The organism is Rhizobium sp. ERR 1071, from assembly GCF_007828675.1.
Taxonomy (GTDB): Bacteria; Pseudomonadota; Alphaproteobacteria; order Rhizobiales; family Rhizobiaceae; genus Rhizobium; species Rhizobium dioscoreae.
This window is the reverse complement of record NZ_VITM01000011.1, coordinates 1-19,502: the sequence shown is the minus strand read 5'-3', so window position 1 is coordinate 19,502 and position 19,502 is coordinate 1. Positions and strand designations below refer to the sequence as shown.

Annotated in this window: 19 protein-coding genes; 9 read left to right on the top strand and 10 right to left on the bottom strand. The window is 61.2% G+C overall.

The genetic code is table 11. From position 1 onward, the window contains the following. Positions 1–35: 35 nt before the first annotated feature. Positions 36–1,226: an acetyl-CoA C-acyltransferase gene (locus FBZ99_RS26960; protein ID WP_145635862.1), complete on the bottom strand. Its 1,191-nt coding sequence runs from the start codon at positions 1,224–1,226 to the stop codon at positions 36–38. 167 nt (positions 1,227–1,393) lie between these two features. Here FBZ99_RS26960 and FBZ99_RS26955 point away from each other — a divergent pair, with 167 nt between their 5' ends. Both FBZ99_RS26955 and FBZ99_RS26950 read left to right on the top strand, forming a co-directional pair. Next, complete coding sequence (locus FBZ99_RS26955; protein ID WP_145635859.1) at positions 1,394–1,621, top strand: type II toxin-antitoxin system VapB family antitoxin; 228 nt, start codon at positions 1,394–1,396, stop codon at positions 1,619–1,621. Then, positions 1,621–2,016: a type II toxin-antitoxin system VapC family toxin gene (locus FBZ99_RS26950; protein ID WP_113353751.1), complete on the top strand. Its 396-nt coding sequence runs from the start codon at positions 1,621–1,623 to the stop codon at positions 2,014–2,016. The genes FBZ99_RS26955 and FBZ99_RS26950 overlap by 1 nt, the downstream gene beginning before the upstream one ends. A 23-nt stretch (positions 2,017–2,039) precedes the next feature. Here the strand turns inward: FBZ99_RS26950 and FBZ99_RS26945 are convergent, their stop codons facing one another. The 7 genes from FBZ99_RS26945 to hutI form a co-directional block, all read right to left on the bottom strand. Then, positions 2,040–2,345: a hypothetical protein gene (locus FBZ99_RS26945; RefSeq protein ID WP_112341489.1), complete on the bottom strand. Its 306-nt coding sequence runs from the start codon at positions 2,343–2,345 to the stop codon at positions 2,040–2,042. 103 nt (positions 2,346–2,448) lie between these two features. After that, on the bottom strand, positions 2,449–3,888 hold the full coding sequence (locus FBZ99_RS26940) for an MFS transporter (RefSeq protein ID WP_113353752.1): 1,440 nt from the start codon (positions 3,886–3,888) through the stop codon (positions 2,449–2,451). A gap of 197 nt (positions 3,889–4,085) precedes the next feature. After that, positions 4,086–4,748: a sulfite oxidase-like oxidoreductase gene (locus FBZ99_RS26935; RefSeq protein WP_113353753.1), complete on the bottom strand. Its 663-nt coding sequence runs from the start codon at positions 4,746–4,748 to the stop codon at positions 4,086–4,088. Positions 4,749–4,828: 80 nt separating this feature from the next. Then, positions 4,829–5,392: a HutD/Ves family protein gene (locus tag FBZ99_RS26930; protein ID WP_113331568.1), complete on the bottom strand. Its 564-nt coding sequence runs from the start codon at positions 5,390–5,392 to the stop codon at positions 4,829–4,831. 1 nt (position 5,393) lies between these two features. Beyond that, complete coding sequence (hutU, locus tag FBZ99_RS26925; RefSeq protein WP_113331567.1) at positions 5,394–7,079, bottom strand: urocanate hydratase; 1,686 nt, start codon at positions 7,077–7,079, stop codon at positions 5,394–5,396. Position 7,080: 1 nt separating this feature from the next. Then, the gene (gene hutH / locus FBZ99_RS26920; RefSeq protein WP_113331566.1) at positions 7,081–8,616 is read right to left on the bottom strand and encodes a histidine ammonia-lyase; all 1,536 of its coding nucleotides are present in this window, start codon (positions 8,614–8,616) and stop codon (positions 7,081–7,083) included. Then, positions 8,613–9,869, bottom strand: coding sequence for an imidazolonepropionase (gene hutI, locus FBZ99_RS26915; protein ID WP_113331565.1), 1,257 nt, complete (start codon positions 9,867–9,869; stop codon positions 8,613–8,615). The genes hutH and hutI overlap by 4 nt, the downstream gene beginning before the upstream one ends. A 101-nt stretch (positions 9,870–9,970) precedes the next feature. On the opposite strand from hutI, the gene FBZ99_RS26910 reads away from it, so the two are divergent. Continuing rightward, a complete protein-coding gene (locus tag FBZ99_RS26910) occupies positions 9,971–11,314 on the top strand; it encodes a formimidoylglutamate deiminase (protein ID WP_113331564.1) in 1,344 nt (447 codons plus the stop codon). Between the two features lie 79 nt (positions 11,315–11,393). Beyond that, the gene (hutC, locus tag FBZ99_RS26905; protein ID WP_113331602.1) at positions 11,394–12,113 is read left to right on the top strand and encodes a histidine utilization repressor; all 720 of its coding nucleotides are present in this window, start codon (positions 11,394–11,396) and stop codon (positions 12,111–12,113) included. A 17-nt stretch (positions 12,114–12,130) separates the two neighbouring features. Here the strand turns inward: hutC and FBZ99_RS33275 are convergent, their stop codons facing one another. Then, positions 12,131–12,283, bottom strand: a complete 153-nt coding sequence (locus tag FBZ99_RS33275) for a hypothetical protein (protein WP_173002556.1) — start codon at positions 12,281–12,283, stop codon at positions 12,131–12,133. 312 nt (positions 12,284–12,595) lie between these two features. Between FBZ99_RS33275 and FBZ99_RS26900 the strand changes: the two genes are divergently transcribed. Further along, the gene (locus FBZ99_RS26900) at positions 12,596–13,210 is read left to right on the top strand and encodes a hypothetical protein (RefSeq protein WP_113331563.1); all 615 of its coding nucleotides are present in this window, start codon (positions 12,596–12,598) and stop codon (positions 13,208–13,210) included. Positions 13,211–13,306: 96 nt separating this feature from the next. On the opposite strand, the gene FBZ99_RS26895 is transcribed toward FBZ99_RS26900, so the two are convergent. Further along, positions 13,307–13,777, bottom strand: coding sequence for an Lrp/AsnC family transcriptional regulator (locus FBZ99_RS26895; RefSeq protein ID WP_113331562.1), 471 nt, complete (start codon positions 13,775–13,777; stop codon positions 13,307–13,309). 149 nt (positions 13,778–13,926) lie between these two features. Between FBZ99_RS26895 and FBZ99_RS26890 the strand changes: the two genes are divergently transcribed. The 4 genes from FBZ99_RS26890 (at position 13,927) to FBZ99_RS26875 (ending at position 19,307) form a co-directional block, all read left to right on the top strand. Then, positions 13,927–14,676, top strand: coding sequence for a tryptophan 2,3-dioxygenase family protein (locus FBZ99_RS26890; protein WP_069611656.1), 750 nt, complete (start codon positions 13,927–13,929; stop codon positions 14,674–14,676). 449 nt (positions 14,677–15,125) lie between these two features. After that, positions 15,126–16,484 (top strand): Nramp family divalent metal transporter, encoded by a 1,359-nt coding sequence (locus FBZ99_RS26885; protein WP_145635856.1) that lies wholly within the window; start codon positions 15,126–15,128, stop codon positions 16,482–16,484. A 132-nt stretch (positions 16,485–16,616) separates the two neighbouring features. Then, the gene (locus FBZ99_RS26880) at positions 16,617–18,488 is read left to right on the top strand and encodes a M23 family metallopeptidase (RefSeq protein ID WP_145635853.1); all 1,872 of its coding nucleotides are present in this window, start codon (positions 16,617–16,619) and stop codon (positions 18,486–18,488) included. A 162-nt stretch (positions 18,489–18,650) separates the two neighbouring features. Beyond that, positions 18,651–19,307, top strand: coding sequence for a TetR/AcrR family transcriptional regulator (locus FBZ99_RS26875; protein ID WP_113331559.1), 657 nt, complete (start codon positions 18,651–18,653; stop codon positions 19,305–19,307). Positions 19,308–19,502: the final 195 nt, after the last annotated feature.

Sequence of the window (19,502 nt, the reverse complement as noted above, 5' to 3'; positions counted from 1 at the left end):
GCATCGGCAGATGCACCTGACTTGCCCGAATTCGCTTACCCAACCCGCTCCACAGCAATCGCCGTTGCCTCGCCGCCGCCGATGCAAAGGGCTGCGACGCCCTTCCTTGCACCCTGACGCTCGAGCGCATGCAGCAGCGTCACGATCAGCCGCGCACCGGTCGCACCGATGGGATGGCCGAGCGCGCAGGCGCCACCGTTGACATTGAGACGATCGCGAGCAATGCCGAGCTCCTTGGCAGCTACCATGGCGACAACGGCGAAGGCCTCGTTGATCTCGAAGAGATCGACATCGCCGATCTTCCATCCGGTCTTATCGAGCAGCTTGCGGATCGCCGGGATCGGCGCGGTGGTGTACCAGGCCGGCTCCTGGGAATGCGTCGCATGCGCCTTGATCTCGGCAAGAATGGGCAATCCCTCGCGCTCGGCAACCGAGCGGCGTGTCAGGATAAGCGCGGCCGCACCATCGGCATTGGCTGAGGCGCTGGCCGCCGTAATCGTGCCATCCTTGCGGAAGGCGGGCTTCAGTGTCGGGATTTTTTCCGGCGAGACCTTTTGCGGATGCTCGTCCTTGGCAATGGTAATGGGGCCGCCCTTCGCCATGATGGAAACCGGGGTGATTTCGGCTTCGAAGGCGCCGTTCTCCGTTGCGGCACGGGCGCGCGATAAGGTCTCGACCGCATAAGCATCCTGATCGTCGCGGCTAAACTGATAGGCCTCAACCGCCAGCTCGCCGAAATCGCCCATGGAACGGCCCTTCTCGTAGGCGTCCTCGAGCCCGTCGAGCATCATGTGATCGAAGATGCGGTCATGGCCCATGCGATAGCCGCCGCGAGCCTTGGCCAGCAGATACGGCGCATTCGACATGGATTCCATGCCGCCGGCAACGGCGATCGAGACCGAACCAGCGAGAAGTAGGTCATGCGCCAGCATGGTGGCCTTCATGCCGGAACCGCAGACCTTGTTGATCGTGGTGGCGCCGACGGCATCCGGCAGGCCGGCCCCGCGCGCAGCCTGTCGGGCCGGCGCCTGTCCCTGCCCCGCAGGCAGGACGCAGCCAAACAGAACTTCATCCACTTTCTCCGCCGAAAGACCGGCACGCCTCAGCGCCGCGCGGATGACATGCGCGCCAAGCTCGTGCGCCTGCAAGGGCGAGAGATCTCCCTGGAAACGGCCCAGCGGCGTGCGGGTAGCGGAAACGATGACGATGGGATCGGTAGCGGACATGACATCTCCTCACGGACAGCAAACCATATCTTCGGACCATTCCTATCACGTTAGATGATGATCGTCATCTAAATATCGCAGAAAGTAGGATACAGCCAACGGCGCACATGATTGCCTTCCTCGCGCAGAGAGCTTAAGGATATCCATAGAATTTAAAGGGATATTCCATGCCGCTTTACATCAAGGACGATGCCATTGATCGATTGGCGCGGCGCTATCAGGCGCTGACCAAGGCCACGACCAAGACGGAAGCCGTGCGGCGTGCCTTGCAGAAGGCGCTGGATGAGGAGCTGACCAAGCCGGCGCTTGCCGACGTCGCGGTCACTTTCTGCCGCAATCTCAAACAGAAGGCCACCGCCAAAAGCGAAAGCGCCGGCATAGCGGAAGAGATTTGATGTTTATCGACGCTTCAGTGCTGTCGGCGATGATGACCGACGAGGAGGAGGCGCGTGCCTTCGCCATCCGCATGCAGCCGGCAACAGCGCGAATGACTTCGCCGCTTGTCGCGGCGAATGCCGCAATCCTTGTCTCCGATACTTTGGGATTGTCGCCGACCGAGGCCGGCGAAGCTGTCCGCACGTTTCTGCAGCTTATGAACGTTCAGCTGCTTGCTGTGCCGCCCCGCGCCGCCACCTTGGCGACGGAGGCCTACGAGCGCTATGGCCAAGGCGACCATATGGCGCGCCTCAGCCTTGACGATTGCATGACCTATGCCTGCGCTCGCTATTATCGCCAGCCGCTATTGTCGAAAAGCGACCGGTTCAAGCAGACGGATATCGAGCTGGCTTAAGACCAGCTCGAGCCATCACGCCGTTACGGGCAAAGCGAAGCGGAGCCTGCACTATAGGTGCTCGAACGAGCGCCGACGGAGTTAGGGGCAGCAGCGCATTGCAGGCGGGAAATGGAGTCGCCGGCGCGGATCGGACCTGTCACCGACGGATCGGTGTTGATGGTGCCGTCCGGGAGAATTGCGTCCTTGGAATGGTCGACATTGCCAACATCGGCCTGGAACGCCTCGACATTGACGCGCTTGGGATGATGCTTGTGAGCCTGCTCCGCCATGGCGGCGCTGGACATGCCGAGGACGAGAGCGGAGATGGCGAGGGTTCTGAGCAGCATGGGACTGCCTCCTGTGGGAGTTGACGCGGATTGCATATGGGAACTGGCAGCCCACATTACAGCGGCTTGCCTGTCAATATCGTTAAGAATTTGAAGGTTTTGATCAGGTCTTCACTTTATGGCGGGATACCTCTGCACCGGCATCGTGCGGCAGGCTGATAAAACGCAATGCGGAGATGCCACCGATAAGGCCAACGATGAGGAAAGCCCAGCGAAAATCGACAAGCGAAAGCGTTTCCCCACCATGAATCGTGCGCGAGAGATTGAGAACCGCAGCAGCGACGGCAACGCCAAGCAGCAGTGAAACCTGCTGCAGCATGCTCGACAATGTGGAGGCGGAGCTGCGCTGCGCGGCATGGATATCGGCAAACCCCAGCGTATTCAGCGCCGTGAAATTCATCGACCGCGAAAGCCCGGCGATGAATAGCAGACAATATATCAATAACTCCGGCGTCGACGGAGACAGAAACGCGCATCCGGCAATGCTGGCCGACGAGATCAGACCGTTGACCACGAGCACGTTGCGGAAGCCGAAGATTCTCAACATCTGCGTGGTGATCGCCTTCATGCCGAGATTGCCGGCGAAATAGAAGAGCAGATAGGTGCCGGCATCGATCGCCGTGCGCCCGAAGCCGACCTGGAAGAGCAGCGGGATCAGGAACGGCGTGGCGTTGATCGCCACACGGCTCGCCGTGCCGGCCGAAAGCGTCGACATGGCGAAGGTCTGCACCTTGAAGGCGGAGAGATCGAGCAAGGGCGCATCAACCGTCATAAAATGCCGGGTGGCGATGATGGAAAACACCACGCCTGCAGCGATCAACCCTATGCTGGGCGCCAGCCCCGTCGTGCCCTGCACCACGAATTCAAGGCCGGCAAGCAAGAATGTCAGCCCTGCCGCCGATTGCAGGAAGCCGACGAAATCGAGGCGGGCGACCTTTTCCTCCCGCTGATCCGGCACGAAGCGCAGGACGAGACCCAGACCGATAATGCCGATCGGGATATTGATCAGGAAGTTCCAATGCCAGCTGAGATAGGTGGTGATGAAGCTGCCGAGGACGGGGCCGATGACAGGCGCCGTCAGCGCCGGCCAGGTGATCATCGACATCGCATGCACCAGATCGGACTTGCGCGCGTTTTTCAGCACGATGATGCGGCCGACAGGCGTCATCAGCGCGCTGCCGACACCCTGCACGGCGCGGGCAATGATGAATTCGGTCAAATTCCCCGAAAGACCGCAGAACAGCGATGCCACGGTGAAGATGGTGATCGACGCCAGGAACACCCGCCGTGCACCATAGCGATCGCCGGCCCAGCCGGCCAGCGGCACGAAGGCGGCCATGGTAAGCAGATAGACCGTGATGCCGATGCTCATCGACACCGGCTCAACTCCAAAGGTTGTCGCCATCTGCGGCAGCGAGGTGGTGACGATGGTGCCGTCGAGGATCTGCATGAAGAAGGAGACGGCGACGACGAAGGCGATGATGCGGGACTGCCGGCCGAAACTTGCTTCGGAAGGCTCTTCTATGGTCCTGGCAACGGTCATGAGATGAAATTTCGGATATTGGCGTTCAAGGAAGCCGAGTACTCCCGGCAACAATCATACGATCATTGAATACGCCCATCATGGCGGCTTGCAAAGCCACAAACCCAGACGTCGCCATCAAAAATTGCCACGGTGACATAAGAACCGCGATTCGGGAGGGCCAGTGCAGGGTACTCACCCGCAAAGCGCCGAGAGCGTCAATCGTCCGAGTAACGCTGCTCCCGCCAGGGATCGCCATACATGTGATAGCCGTTCTTCTCCCAGAAGCCGGCCCTGTCGGCACCGATGAGCTCGATGCGGTTCAGCCACTTGGCGCTCTTCCAGAAGTAAAGATGCGGCACGACGAGACGCATCGGGCCGCCATGCTCACCGGTCAGCGGCTGGCCCTCCCAGGCGGTGGCCAGAATCGCATCCTCAGCCGCGAAATCCGCAAGCGGCAGATTAGTAGTATAGCCGTCATAGCTCGTCAGCAGCACATGCTGCGCCTCCGCCGTCGGCATGGCAAGATCGAGGAGATCGCGTGTAGAAACCCCTTCCCAGCGATTGTCGTAGCGTGACCAGGTCGTCACGCAGTGGATATCGCTGACACGGGTGCTTTGCTCTATCGCCTGGAAAGCGGCCCAATCGAGGCTGAGTCGATTTTCCACGAAGCCGATTACATCGAGCCGCCAACTCGACAGAGAAATTTGCGGCTGCACGCCGAGATCCAGCACCGGCCAGTTCTTCACGAGATGCTGCCCCGGCGGCAGCCGCTCCGTCTCCGGCCGGCTGATACGCCCCGTCAGAAACTTGCCCTCCGCCGCCCAGCGGCGCTTGGAAGTCGTAAGCTTGCTATCGGCGGGGATCTGATCGTCGCTCATGCAGCTATCCTCTTTCTACTAGATAGAAATAGGATGACCGAGCTGGACAGGTGTCAAGTCAAGGAACGGCAGATAGCTGACTATATTGCCGCGATGGCGATATGGAACAGCTGCGCCTTACCCGAGATCGAGTGCCCCCCGGCGCTGTCGTTGGAAATCAAAAGGCAATCGCCAGCATCAAGCGCCATGCCATCGATTTCGGCATTGCCGCGATGGCAAAGAACCAGATTGGTCCCGGTCTCGAAAGCGACCTCCCTATGTTCATCTATAGCAACCCGCCGCACGGAATGCGTAAAACGGCCCCGCCGCGTCATCACATTGAGATCGGTAATCGTGCCGTCGATCAGCGTCGCCGAAGTCGGCGCATCGGCAGCAAAGGGCAGCGGCTCGCTCGCCTGCGTCAGACGCTCGGGCGCGCGCCCCTCAATGAAGAGTGTCATGCCCTCACCCTCGAGAATGGATAGTGTGCGATCAATGCCGGGAAAGACCGAGAACGGCCCATCTGTGGCAACAGTCGCCATGCTGACGCGCCAGTCGAAGTCGGCAAGCCCGGCGCCGTCGGGCGAAACGGCGATCTCCACCGTTTCGCCGCCGCCGTTTTTCCAGGGCATGCGCTTGTGGTCACTGGCGCGCAGCAGCTTCATCTTAGTTCCCCAGGATGGCCGGCAGGCGCAGGCCCTGCTTCTTGGCCCAGTCGAGCGCGATGTCGTAACCGGCATCGGCGTGGCGCATGACGCCGGTCGCCGGGTCGTTCCAGAGAACGCGCTCCAGGCGCTTGGCCGCATCATCCGTGCCGTCGGCGCAGATGACCATGCCGGAGTGCTGGGAAAAGCCCATGCCGACGCCGCCGCCATGATGCAGCGATACCCAGGTGGCGCCGGACGCGGTGTTGAGCAGGGCGTTCAGGAGCGGCCAGTCGGAAACGGCATCCGAGCCGTCCTTCATGGCTTCCGTTTCGCGGTTCGGCGAGGCGACCGAGCCGGAGTCGAGATGGTCGCGGCCGATGACGACGGGCGCCTTCAGCTCGCCGTTCCTGACCATTTCGTTGAAGGCAAGTCCGAGGCGGTGGCGATCGCCGAGACCGACCCAGCAAATGCGCGCCGGCAGACCCTGGAAGGAAATGCGCTCGCGCGCCATGTCGAGCCAATTGTGCAGATGTTTGTTGTCGGGCAGCAGCTCCTTCACCTTGGCATCAGTCTTGTAGATATCTTCCGGATCACCCGAAAGGGCAGCCCAGCGGAAGGGGCCGATGCCGCGGCAGAAAAGCGGGCGGATATAGGCCGGCACGAAGCCCGGGAAAGCGAAGGCGTTTTCGAAACCCTCTTCCTTGGCGACCTGGCGGATGTTGTTGCCGTAGTCGAGCGTCGGCACGCCGGCATCCCAGAAGGCGACCATGGCTTCGACATGCACCTTCATAGAGGCACGGGCGGCAGCTTCGACGGCCTTCGGATCGCTCTCGCGCTTGGCCCTGTGTTCGGCGACCGTCCAGCCGATCGGCAGATAGCCGTTCAGCGGGTCGTGAGCGGAGGTCTGGTCGGTGACGATATCCGGGCGCGGGCCACCGGCCTTCATGCGCTTCACCAACTCAGGGAAGATCTCGGCGGCATTGCCGAGCAGGCCGACGGACTTGGCTTCACCAGCCTTCGTCCACTTGTCGATCAAAGCAAGCGCTTCGTCGAGCGTCTTTGCCTTCTCGTCGACATAACGGGTGCGCAGGCGGAAATCGATGCGGGTTTCGTCTGATTCGACGGCAAGGCAGCAGGCGCCGGCCATGACGGCCGCCAGCGGCTGTGCCCCGCCCATGCCGCCGAGACCACCCGTCAGGATCCACTTGCCCTTGAGATTGCCGTTATAGTGCTGGCGACCGGCTTCGACGAAGGTTTCGTAAGTGCCCTGCACGATGCCCTGCGTGCCGATATAGATCCACGAGCCGGCCGTCATCTGGCCATACATGGCAAGGCCCTTCTTATCCAGCTCGTTGAAGTGATCCCAGGTCGCCCAATGCGGCACGAGGTTGGAGTTGGCGATCAGCACGCGCGGCGCATCCTTGTGGGTGCGGAACACGGCAACCGGCTTGCCGGACTGCACCAGCAGCGTCTCGTCTTCGTTGAGCGTCTTCAGCGTCGCGGCGATACGGTCGAAGTCGTCCCAGGTGCGGGCGGCGCGGCCGATGCCGCCGTAGACGACCAGCTCGTTCGGGTTTTCCGCAACGTCCGGATCGAGATTGTTCATCAGCATGCGCAGCGGCGCTTCGGTCAGCCAGCTCTTGGCGTTGAGCTCCGGACCACGAGGCGCGCGGATTTCGCGGATATTATGGCGTGGGTTGGTCATGTCACATCTCCAAGGAGGGCAGGATGTTGGTTGAAATCGAGGCATTGAGCACGCCGGAGCCGATAAGCTCGCTGGCGGCTTTCAGGTCGTTCGCCATGTAGCGGTCCTCTTCCAGCGACGGCACGGCGGCGCGGATCGAAGCAATGGCAAGGGTCAGTTCCGGGCTGGTCGTCAGCGGCGCGCGCAGCTCGACGCCTTGGGCGGCGGTCAGCGCCTCGATGCCGATGATGCCGAAGAGGTTTTCGGTCATTTGCAGCAGGCGGCGCGCGCCATGACAGGCCATGGAAACATGGTCTTCCTGGTTGGCGGAGGTCGGGGTCGAGTCGACGGAGGCCGGATGCGACATCTGCTTGTTTTCGGACATCAGCGCCGCCGAGGTCACTTCGGCAATCATCAGGCCCGAGTTCAGGCCTGGCTTCTTGGCGAGGAAGGCCGGCAGGCCGTAGCTGAGCGCGGGATCGACGAGCAGCGCAATGCGGCGCTGTGCGATCGCGCCGATTTCGCAAACGGCGATCGCAATTTGGTCGGCAGCAAAGGCAACCGGCTCGGCATGGAAATTGCCGCCGGAAACGACAGAATTGTCAGACAGGACAAGCGGATTGTCGGTGACGGCATTGGCCTCGACTTCAAGCGTGCGGCCGACAGAGCGCAGGAGGTCGAGGCAGGCGCCATCGACCTGAGGCTGGCAGCGGATGCAATAGGGATCCTGCACACGCTCGTCGCCTTCGATATGGCTTTCGCGGATCACGGAACCGGCCAGCAGCCCGCGAAGGGCTGCGGCGGTATCGATCTGACCCTTATGGCCGCGCAGCGTATGAATATCGGGATGGAATGGGGCGGAGGAGCCCATCGCAGCATCCGTCGACATCGCGCCGGTGATGAGGGCGGCCTGGGCGGCACGATGGGCGCGGAAGAGACCCGCAAGCGCAAGACCGGTCGAGACTTGCGTACCGTTGATCAGCGCCAGCCCTTCCTTGGCGGCGAGCACGACCGGCGTCAGGCCGGCCTTTTCGAGCGCCGCCGCGCCGGAAAGCCGCTCGCCGGCATAAAAGGCTTCCCCATGCCCCATCATGACGGCGGTCATATGCGCGAGCGGCGCGAGATCGCCCGAAGCACCGACGGAACCCTTTTCGGGAATGACGGGGACGACGCCCTTTTCGAGCATGCCTTCGATCAGCCGCACCAACTCCAGCCGCACGCCGGAGGCACCGCGCCCGAGCGAAATGAGCTTCAGCGCCATGATGAGGCGAACGACGTTTTCAGGCAGCGGCTGACCGACGCCGCAGCAATGCGAGAGGATGAGATTGCGCTGGAGCGTCGCGACATCGGCGCTGTCGATCTTGATCGATGCCAGTTTGCCGAAGCCAGTGTTGATGCCGTAAACCGGCGCATTGCCGGCAGCGATTTCGGCAATACGGGCGGCCGCCTTGGCGATGCCGGCATCGAAGGACGCATCGAGCTTAGCCGGCTCACCGCTCCAATAGATCGTCGCCAGCTGCTGCAGCGAGACGGAACCCGGATGGAGAACGACAGTCATCGGTTGAACCTCTTTCCCTTAAAGACATGTGCATGGAGGGGATTGAAGCCGATGCGGTAGACCAGCTCCGCCAGGCTTTCGACATCCCAGATGGCAAAATCGGCCGACTTGCCGGCCTCGAGCGTCCCCGTTTCGCTCAGAAGACCAAGGGCACGCGCGCCTTCGCGGGTGGCGCCGGCGATGCATTCCTCGACCGTCAGGCGGAAAAGGGTGGCCGCCATGTTCATGGTCAGCAGCAGCGAGGTCAGCGGCGAAGTGCCGGGATTGGAGTCGGTCGCAATGGCGATCGAGACGCCCGCTTCACGCAGGGCCTGAACCGGCGGCTTCTGTTTCTCGTTGATGGCATAGAAGGCGCCGGGCAGCAGCACGGCAACCGTACCCGCCGCAGCCATCGCCTTGACGCCATCCTCATCGAGATATTCGACGTGATCGGCTGATAAAGCACCATAGGAGGCGGCAAGCTTGGCACCGCCGAGATTGGAAAGCTGTTCGGCATGCAGCTTCACCGGAATACCGAGCGACTTGGCAAGATCGAAGACGCGCGCGATTTCCGCCGTCGAAAAGGCGATGCCTTCGCAGAAGCCGTCGACGGCATCGACAAGACCTTCGGCATGGGCCTGGCTGAGGCCCGGCAGCACGACGTCAGTGATATAGTCGCCATTACGACCTTTATACTCCGCTGGCGCCGCATGCGCGCCGAGATACGAGGTGACGACGCGAACCGGGCGGACTGTCTCCAGCTTGCGCGCGGCCCGCAGCATCTTCAGTTCGGATTCAATGTTGAGGCCGTAACCTGACTTTACTTCGATTGTCGTTAGGCCTTCGGATAGCAGCGTGTCGAGGCGCGGCAAGGCCACAGCGACAAGCTCATCCACCGACAGCGCCCGCGTTGCATTGACGGAGGAGACGATACCGCCGCCGGCACGGGCGATTTCTTCGTAGCTCGCGCCTTCCAACCGCATTTCGAATTCGCGGGCGCGATTGCCGCCATAAACGATATGCGTATGGCAATCCACGAGCCCGGGTGTCACCCAGCGCCCTTCGAGGTCGATGCTTTCGGCGCCCGATGTATCGGGCAGATCGGCTTCGCTGCCGGCAAAGACGATACGGCCGCCCTTGGTCAGGATCGCGCCCTTCTCGATAGTACCGAGCCGGGCCTCGCCCTCTTTCAAGGTTGCAAGGCGAGCGTTGCGCCAGACGCGGCTTGCCGTATCGCCGTCCTTGCCATCTTCGGAAAAATTATTCCCACCCATCAGCTTTACGCCTTTCCTCGTTGGCTCATAATGTATATACATAATCGAAAGGCTGACAAGAGGGATTTTGGACTCCATGTCCGAAAGGAAAGGGTGAGACCATGACGAGACTTCATGCACGCTCGGCACTGCTTGGCGACGGATGGCACGAGAATGTAAGGCTGACCCTCGAAGGCGGCCGCATCGCCGAGATCGCGACCGATGTCGCTCCCGAAGCCGGCGACGACAGGCAGGATGTTCTGGTTCCGGCGATGCCGAACCTGCACAGCCACGCCTTCCAGCGCGCCATGGCCGGCCTTGCCGAAGTCCGCGGCCCGGCCAATGACAGCTTCTGGAGCTGGCGCACCGTCATGTACAAATTCGCTTTGTCGATGACGCCGGACCATGTCGAGGCCGTCGCCGCACAGCTCTATATGGAAATGCTCGAAGCCGGCTTCTCCCGCGTCGGTGAATTCCACTATTTGCATCATGACAAGGATGGCAGCCATTATGCCAATATCGCCGAGCTGGCCGAGCGCATTGGCGCCGCCAGCTCCGAAACCGGCATTGCGCTGACGCTGCTGCCCGTCTTCTACGCTCATTCCGGCTTCGGCGGTGCCGCTCCCATCGACGGCCAGCGCCGCTTTATCAATTCGATCGAGAGCTTCGAAGCTCTTATGGCCGGCTGCCGCCCGGTCACGAGCCGCCTGCCTGGCGCCGAACTCGGCATCGCGCCGCACAGCCTGCGGGCCGTGACACCGGAAGAGCTGGCAAAGCTCGTGCCGATCGCCGGCGATGGGCCGATCCACATCCATGTCGCCGAGCAGGTGAAAGAAGTGGAGGATTGCATCGCCTGGTCGGGTGCCCGGCCGGTGCAATGGCTGCTCGACAATGCGCCCGTCAATGAGCGCTGGTGCCTGATCCATGCCACGCACATGACCGAGGATGAGACGCGGCGCATGGCTAGAAGCGGCGCGATCGCCGGCCTTTGCCCGATCACCGAAGCCAATCTCGGCGATGGCGTGTTCCCGGCACCGCTATTCTTGGAGGAAGGCGGCCACTACGGCGTCGGTTCCGATTCCAATATTCTCATCTCCGTGCCGGAGGAGTTGCGGCAGCTCGAATATTCGCAGCGCCTGGCGCTACGCGCCCGCAACGTCATTGCCACGACGGGCGGTTCGACCGCCCGCATGCTGTTCGACGGCACTCTGGCGGGCGGTGGCGCGGCTCTCAAGGCACCGGCCGGCCTCGCCGTCGGTAATCACGCCGATATCGTTTCGCTCGATGTAAGTGCGGTACCCTATCTCTCCGGCGACCGTATTCTCGATCACTGGACCTTCGCCGGCGGCGTCACCGTGGACGGCGTGTGGGCCCTGGGTAAAAAGCAGGTGGACGGGGGCCGACATCTGAGGAGAGAGGCAATCACCACGCGATTCCGCAAGGCGATGGCTGAACTTATCGGTTAAAAACCGCTTTTCCTCCCATCGATTGACCCCTAAATAACTTGCGGGAAATCCCATGTCTCACACGGAACAGATGGGTGGCATGACCACGAGCAAAGAGGCGACCCTCCATCAGCGCATCTTGAGCGATATCGAAGGCCGGATCGTTTCCGGCGCCTGGCCTCCAGGGCATCGCATCCCGTTCGAGATGGACCTGGCGGAGCAGTATGACTGCTCGCGCATGACGGTAAACAAGGTGCTGACCCAGCTTGCGCGTGCCGGCTTGATCGAGCGGCGAAAGCGCTCGGGCAGCTTCGTCACGCATCCGCAGGCACAATCCGCCGTGCTTGAGATTCACGACATCAAGTCCGAGGTCCTGTCACTCAATCTGCCCTACTCGCACAGGCTGATAAAGCGTGCCGAGCGGCGTGGGCGGCCGGAGGACGCGCGCAGGCTGCAGTTCGTCGGCTCTATCCCGGTGATAGAGATCACCTGCATCCACTATGCCGGTCCGCGCCCCTTCTGCCTGGAAAATCGCGTCATCAATCTCGACGCGGTGCCGGAAGCGGCGAAGGCAGACTTCGAAACGCTGCCGCCAGGCCCCTGGCTCCTCAACCAGGTGCCGTGGAGCACCGCCGAACATCAGATCCGTGCCATATCGGCCGAAGGCGACGCCGCCGCCAATCTCGATATCCAGAAGGGTGCGGCATGCCTCGTCGTCGAACGGCGCACCTGGAGCGCCGCCGGTCCGATAACCCATGTCCGCCTCACCTATCCCGGTGATCGTCACAGCCTTGTGGCGCGCTTTACGCCCGCAAGCTGACCATTCCCGGCGCCAACTTAGGGGCGCTGCGGCGACTCTGTCGGCGGCGGAATGAGGCTATCGGATTGCCGGACAGGCTGGGCAGGATCGACCAGCAGGATACTGAGCGCAATCAGAACCAGTGCCAGAATCAGGAGGATTCCGATCAAAAGCGGACGAATCGCGGTCATTTCGTTCTCCAATCTCCCCAGCCCAGCGACAAGCGCGATAGGGAATTCGAGATAACCAGCGCAGTCTAACGGTAAACGTTAAGCAATGCTTGATGTTCTGCGAAAAAATGGGCTTTTTCCAGGAATTTCTGCCCGCGCCGAACGGGATAGCAATCTCACGCTTGTTTGAATGGCGGGTGATGGAAGCGGCGCATAGGATCGCGATGTAGATGGCTTCGAAGCCGCCCCGCGGCTTCCGTCGACCAATTCCAACCTTCTTACCAAGCACGACCGGCGCATCGCGCGGCCGATATTTCAAGGGAGACCCCACCCATGGATCGCAAACGTCTGATCGCGGCTGCGCTGATGCTCTCCGTCCCCATGCTTGCCGCGTTGCAAAGCGCCGAGGCTGCCGAGCGTGTAAGGGTGCGTGGCACCGTGGAAAGCCTCGATGGCGACACGCTCAAGGTCAAGTCCCGCGACGGCAAGGACGTGACAGTCGCGCTGAGATCCGGCTGGAACGTCGGCGGCGTCGTCAAGGCCGCCGTCAGCGACATCAAGCCCGGCGACTTCGTCGGCATCGCCTCGCAGCCGACCGACAGCGGCATCAATGGCGCGATCGAAGTCGTCATCTTCCCGGCCTCGATGAAGGGAACCGGCGAAGGCGATCGCCCCTGGGATTCAGCGCCGAACAGCTCGATGACCAACGCCACGGTCGCCAATGCCGTGACGTCCGTCAGCGGCCCGACATTGACCCTCACCTACAAGGGCGGCGAACGCAAGATCAAGATTCCGGATGGCACGCCCGTAGTAACACTGACATCGGCAACGAAAGCAGATCTGAAGCCCGGTGCCGGCGTCTTCATCACCGGCGAGCAAACCGGCGAAACCACCGTCTCCGCCGACCGGGTTGCCGTCGGCCTCAACGGCACCGTGCCGCCGATGTGATCGCTCCGATCCAGTAACTCCTTTTCCCTTGTCGATGTCGGCGAACGACTGATACGCCGTGTCGTCGGCTCGACGCCATATGACGACGGCCGATAGTTATTCGCCGACATGCAGCATGGCCTCGGCCAACGAAATGTCCGACTTGATCTCCCGCGTCGACATCGACGTCACGGTATGCCGGACGCCCGGCAGCCGGTTGAGCTCCTGCCGAAGCAACCGGTCGAGCGCCGCCATATCGGTCGCCAGAATATGCAGGAGATAATCCGCCTCGCCCGTTGTCGCATGACAGCGCCAGATCAGCGGATGGCGGCGTACGGCGGCTTCGAAGGCATCGAAGCGCTCGACATCGATCGACACCTGCACGAAAGCCTCCAGCCCGAAGCCGAGCTTGGCCGGGTCGAGAAGCGTCCTGTATCCCCGGATCATACCCGCTTCCTCCAGCGCTTTTACGCGCTTCCAGCATGGCGTCTTGCTGAGACCGGCCAGATCGGCAAGCGCAGCAAAGGAGAGGCGGGCATCAGCCTCCAGCGCGGTAATGATCTTACGATCTACGGCATCCAACTCCATCGTTCTCTCCATAGCCACAAAGATGATCGATCGTACTCTATTTTTTCCAAAATGGATGACAAATAGGAACAATGTTCAAGCTGAATTTCGTATCCTTGAAAGCGAGCAAATATGCTGGACGGCCGAAGGCCGGAACAAAGGGGACGAAGATGCAGAAGAAAGACTATTACGCGCGCATCGAGGCGCCCGAAATGCGCGACTACGGCGTCTACCTACAGTGCGACAAGCTGCTCGCCTGTCAAAAGCCGTTGAACGGCATGGTCAACGGCGACGAACTGCAGTTCCAGATCGTCCATCAGGTCGAAGAACTCTGGATGAAGCTGATGGCCTATACGCTGGTCGATGTCATCGGCTTCATGGAGGAGCGCAACACGCATCGCGTCGTGACCCTTATGGGCCGCGTGCACCGGATCATGCGCATGATGACGACCCAGCTCGATCTTCTGGAAACCATGTCCCCGAAGGAATATCAGCAGATCCGCCTGCAGCTCGGCAATGGCAGCGGCCAGGAATCGCCCGGCTTCGGGTTTCTGCTGCGCATGCCACCGGATCTCTGGCACGCCTTCAAGGCGAACTATCTCGATGCCGCCGGCCTGACGGTCGCGGATATCTATGACGATAAATACGATCACGGCGACAGCTACGTGGTGGCCGAAGCGCTGGTCGAGTATGACGAACTGTTCCAGAAATTCCGCGCCAATCACATCTATCTGATTCAGCGCTCCATCGGCCTCGGCTCTAAATCGTTGAAAGGTCGTCCCGTGGAGCTGCTACAGGCCGGCACGCGCCATCGCTTCTTCCCCGATCTGTGGGATATTCGCCACGAAATGACCGATCGCTGGGGTGGCCAATATGGCGTCGTCCGCGATTCCATTTCCAAGCACGACGCGGCCGAATAGGTTCTGACCGGCGACCGTCTTCCGCCGCTTCGGTGGCGGAGGGCCGCCCGGACAAGATTAAGCGAGCTGCGCCAAGCCTCAGCACTCACGCTCTAAGACGCATCGGCCCGCCATGGGCAAAAGACACCGTCTCGCCGCTCGCAACCTCCTGGTTGATCCAACCTTCCCTTCACAGACGCAGGCATTACCAGCGCCGCCCACCCCGACACCCGTCTCCTAAAGCGCGTCGCGATCTTTCAGAGTCGTTTCCCGCGCTTTAGGTCTTTGATTTTGTGCATGTCGTTGTCGCAAAACCGCTGCACACTTTTGCGCGACATGCTTTAGGACCGGCAGGCCACAGCCTCGGCCGGAAGCGATGCAATGACCATTGAAATATAGCCTATTGCATAATTTTGTTATCGGTCATATTTATTTAGTAGTCTCATAGCACGATCCTCCCGGAGCCCCGCATGACGCAAGTTCAAGAAGCTGCAGTACAGGGGCGCGCATGGCAGTTTGCCAGCCGCGACGAGGACGATCGTCCGAGCCTTCCCGAAGTCAATGCCACGGTTAAGGTTCCTCACGGCGGCAGCTGGATTCGGCGCCTGATTGCTTTCGTCGGCCCCGGCTACATGATCTCCGTCGGCTATATGGACCCCGGCAATTGGGCGACCGATCTCGCCGGCGGCGCGCAGTTCGGCTATACGCTTCTCACCGTCATCATGCTGTCGAACCTGATGGCGATCCTGCTGCAGGCGCTTTCCGCAAGGCTCGGCATCGCCACCGGCCGTGATCTCGCCCAAGCCTGTCGCGATCACTATCCACGGCCGGTCAATCTGGCACTGTGGTTCGCCTGCGAGCTCGCCATCATTGCCTGCGATCTTGCCGAAGTCATCGGTACGGCGATCGCATTGCAGCTGCTCTTCGGAATTCCGCTGATCGGCGGCGCGCTGATCACCGCGCTCGACGCATTTTTGTTGCTGCTGCTGATGAGCAAGGGCTTCCGCTACCTCGAAGCTTTCGTCATCGCGCTGCTGACCGTCATCGCCATCTGTTTTGCCATCCAGATCGCCGCGGCCGCACCGCCGGTGACCGCGATCCTCCAAGGCTTCATCCCCTCGCCCGAAATCGTCACCAACCACGAGATGCTCTATATCGCCATGGGCATCATCGGCGCGACGGTCATGCCGCACAATCTCTATCTGCATTCCTCCATCGTCCAGACCCGCGCCTACAAACGCACTGAAGAGGGCCGTCGCGATGCGATCAAATGGGCAACCATCGACAGCACTGTCGCCCTCATGCTGGCGCTCTTCGTCAATGCCGCGATCCTGATCGTCGCAGCTGCCGCCTTCCACACCAGCGGCCATTCCGACGTCGCCGGGATCGGTCAGGCCTACGAGCTGTTGTCACCGCTGCTCGGCCTCGGTATCGCCTCCACCCTTTTTGCGATCGCGTTGCTCGCATCCGGCCTCAACTCGACGGTAACGGCGACGCTTGCCGGCCAGATCGTGATGGAAGGTTTTCTCCGGCTCAGGATTCCGCACTGGGCAAGGCGACTTTTGACCCGCGGCCTCGCAATTATTCCGGTTGTGTGCGTGACCGCCATTTATGGTGAAAAGGGCACTGCGAACCTGCTCGTGCTGAGCCAGGTCGTGCTATCAATGCAATTGCCCTTTGCCGTCATTCCACTGGTCCAATTTGTCACGAATCGCGAGAAAATGGGCAGTTTCGTCATCCCCAGAAGCATCGCGGTTCTCTCGTGGATAGTTGCGGCGATCATCCTGGCGCTGAACTTCAAACTGCTCTACGACACCATCTTCGGTTGACGAATCATCTTGAACGCGCAAATCTCGCCCTGTGGATGATCACGGCAGTTAACCGACTCGTAATATTTGCCTAGATTTTGCCATGATTTGCCCTAGTTTGGGCCCACCGCAATCTGCAGGGTTCCTCACTTCATGGCCGAAAGTCCATTGCGCGTTCAATTTCCTGCAGAGGCTGCGATCCAGGCGCGGCCGCATCACGATTTTCATATTCCCTTTCTGCCGCGCTCTGCCCATCTTCGCCACCTGATCGTCATCGGTCTCGCAGGCACTGCCTCCTTCGGCCTGCTCGCCACCGTGCTCTATCCCCTGCTGGCGCGTCACACGATCGAACGGGCGACGCCGGTGCGCACGGCCCAGCTCGCGCGCTCTCAACCAGCCATGCGCAAAGCCAGCCGGCTGGCTGCAAAACAGCGCTTCGACGGCGCCCGCTTTGCGCAGGTGGCCGAAAAATTATCCAGCGGCGAAACCCGCATTTTCACCTATCATCGCACGACGCTGGTCTTCAAATCCGACGAAACCGCCCTGGCGCGTGACGGCGGGGGCGCCATCAATGCCTTCTATGGCGACGAGCGCGCCGACAATGTGGCATTTTCGCCGCCTTCGCTTTCCGATATCCGCCACGGCATCTATCCGCAGACCACGCATTACGATGCCGTGCGCCGCTCTCGCTTTCCGGTTCGCGGCGTGCCGCTGAACGTCAGCGTAGCGCGCGCGACGACCGGCGAAGCCGGGCGCGAGTTCCACAGGCTCGTATCCATGCCGAAGGACAAGCAGGATCTTCAGGATATCCTGGCGTCTGCCGGCCTCGGCAGCGACGCCGGCGACGAACTGCAGCGCGCCCTGGAGACCGATACCGTTTCTCCCGGCGACAGCCTGGAACTGCTGCTAGAGAAAAAAGGCCCCAATGCCCGCCCGAAGCTGATCATGGCGCGCCTTAGCGGCGACAAGACGCCGGAGCGCGTCGTTGCCCGCGATGATGCCAATGGCTTTGTTCCGATGGCCAATGACAGGCTGTTTTCCACGCTCTACAGCGAAAGCCAGGCCGACGCTCCATCCTCGACGGAGGTCGCCGCCGTCGATTTGAAGGGTGTCGACGAGAGCGACGAGCGGGCAGTCAGCGACAAGCTCGAAAGAGCCGGCCTGACCAAGGAATATGCCTCGCAGCTCATCAAGCTCGCCAAGGCCAAGGGCATTTCGCTCACCAGCATCGACGATGCTCCCGACAGCGTCGACCTGCTCTTCCGCAAGGCGGAAGACGGCCGCACCGAACTGATGTTCATCGAATTCCATGCCGACGGCGACACGCATCGTTTCTATCTGCATAAGAATGAAGGCGAAGGCCCCTCGGAATTCTACGATGAGAGCGGCCACTCGATCGCAAAGTCGCTTGTGCACCGGCCCGTTCCGAATGGCACGCTTGGTGACGGCTTTGCCTGGCGCATCCATCCCATTCTCGGCGTGAAGAAATTCCACAACGGCGTCGATTTCCGTGCGCCGATGGGAAGCCCCATCCAGGCCGCCGGCGACGGCGTCGTCGAAAAGATCTCCTGGGAAACCGGCTACGGCAAATATGTCCGCATCCGCCACGACGGCGGCTACGAGACCACCTATGCCCATATTTCGGCAACGCCGTCGGATCTTCGTGTCGGCCAGCGCGTCACCCAGGGCCAGGTCATCGCCTATGTCGGCTCGACGGGCTACTCCACCGGCCCGCATCTCTATTACGAACTGCGCGTCAACGGCCGTTACGAAAATCCGCTGACAGCGCAATTGCCCGCCGGCACCAATCTGACCGGCAAGTCGCTCGACAGCCTGCGCTCACAGGTCAACCACGTCGAGAACATCATGAGCTACCTCGACGTTCCGCCGGCTCGCGGCAATCCCTCCGCCCCCTTCGCCAACTTCGAGCAGGGGCCGAGCTTCGGGCCGAATTCAGGATCGGACTTCGGACCGAATTTGGGACCGGGCTTTGGGCCGAGCCATTTCGGCGCGCCGTCTCCATAAGCCAGCCAGAAATCCGCACGAACGTCCTTCCCGATCCTTGCAAACCCGATTCCCGCGGGCGGCAATGGCGCCTCGATGACGAATGCGATAACAATCCTTCTGTATTTCGCCATGGAGAAGATATCGCCGCGCACTATCTGACGCGATGCCGGATATCCTCACATGGTAACCTGCAAGGAGCAGAAATTGGCGCGCAAGCCGTTGCCGGAACCAAAACCCATGCTGCCGAATGAAAGCAGGCGTCTGCGCGCCGATGCGCGACGCAACTATGACAAGTTGATCGAAGTTGCAGCACAAGCTTTTGCCAGCCACGGCACCGCCGCCTCCCTGGAAGACATAGCTCGCCGCGCGGATGTCGGCATTGGCACGCTCTATCGCCATTTTCCGAGCCGGGAACACCTGGTGGAAGCGGTTTATCATCACGAAGTCGAAGCACTATGCGATGCCGCCGAAGAACTTTCACGCGAACGCCCACCGGATCAAGCTCTGGAGGAATGGATGCATCGCTTCGTCGGTTACATCGCGACGAAGCGGGGCATGGCCGACAGTCTGCGCATCCTTTTCAACAGCAATTCCAAGCTCTTCGCCGACAGTTACGGTAAGGTGCCGGTCGCGCTCGCAAGTCTCATCGACCGCGCAGTCGCCGCCGGCGCGATCCGCACCGACGTCGACAGTACCGACGTGCTGCAGGCACTTTCCGGCACCTATTCCATGCCCGATTCACCGGAATGGTATGACCGATCCCGCCGCCTCGTACGCCTCCTCATGGATGGCCTACGCTGGGGGGCTTTGAAAACGCCGGGGTCGCAAGGGACCTGATAATCGGCAGGATGCTTCCTATATCCCTTTGAACTGAGATCGTCAGGCGAGTTTGGTTCTGCCGCAGTTTCGTGCATGGCCCCGCATCGCGGAGAGAGGGCTAGAGCTTTTCAGGTTTTGACGGAAGCGTATCCGGCGTTGGCGAAGTAGTTGCTGCATTCGCTAGGCTCGATGGTTGTGACGAGGTGTCCGATG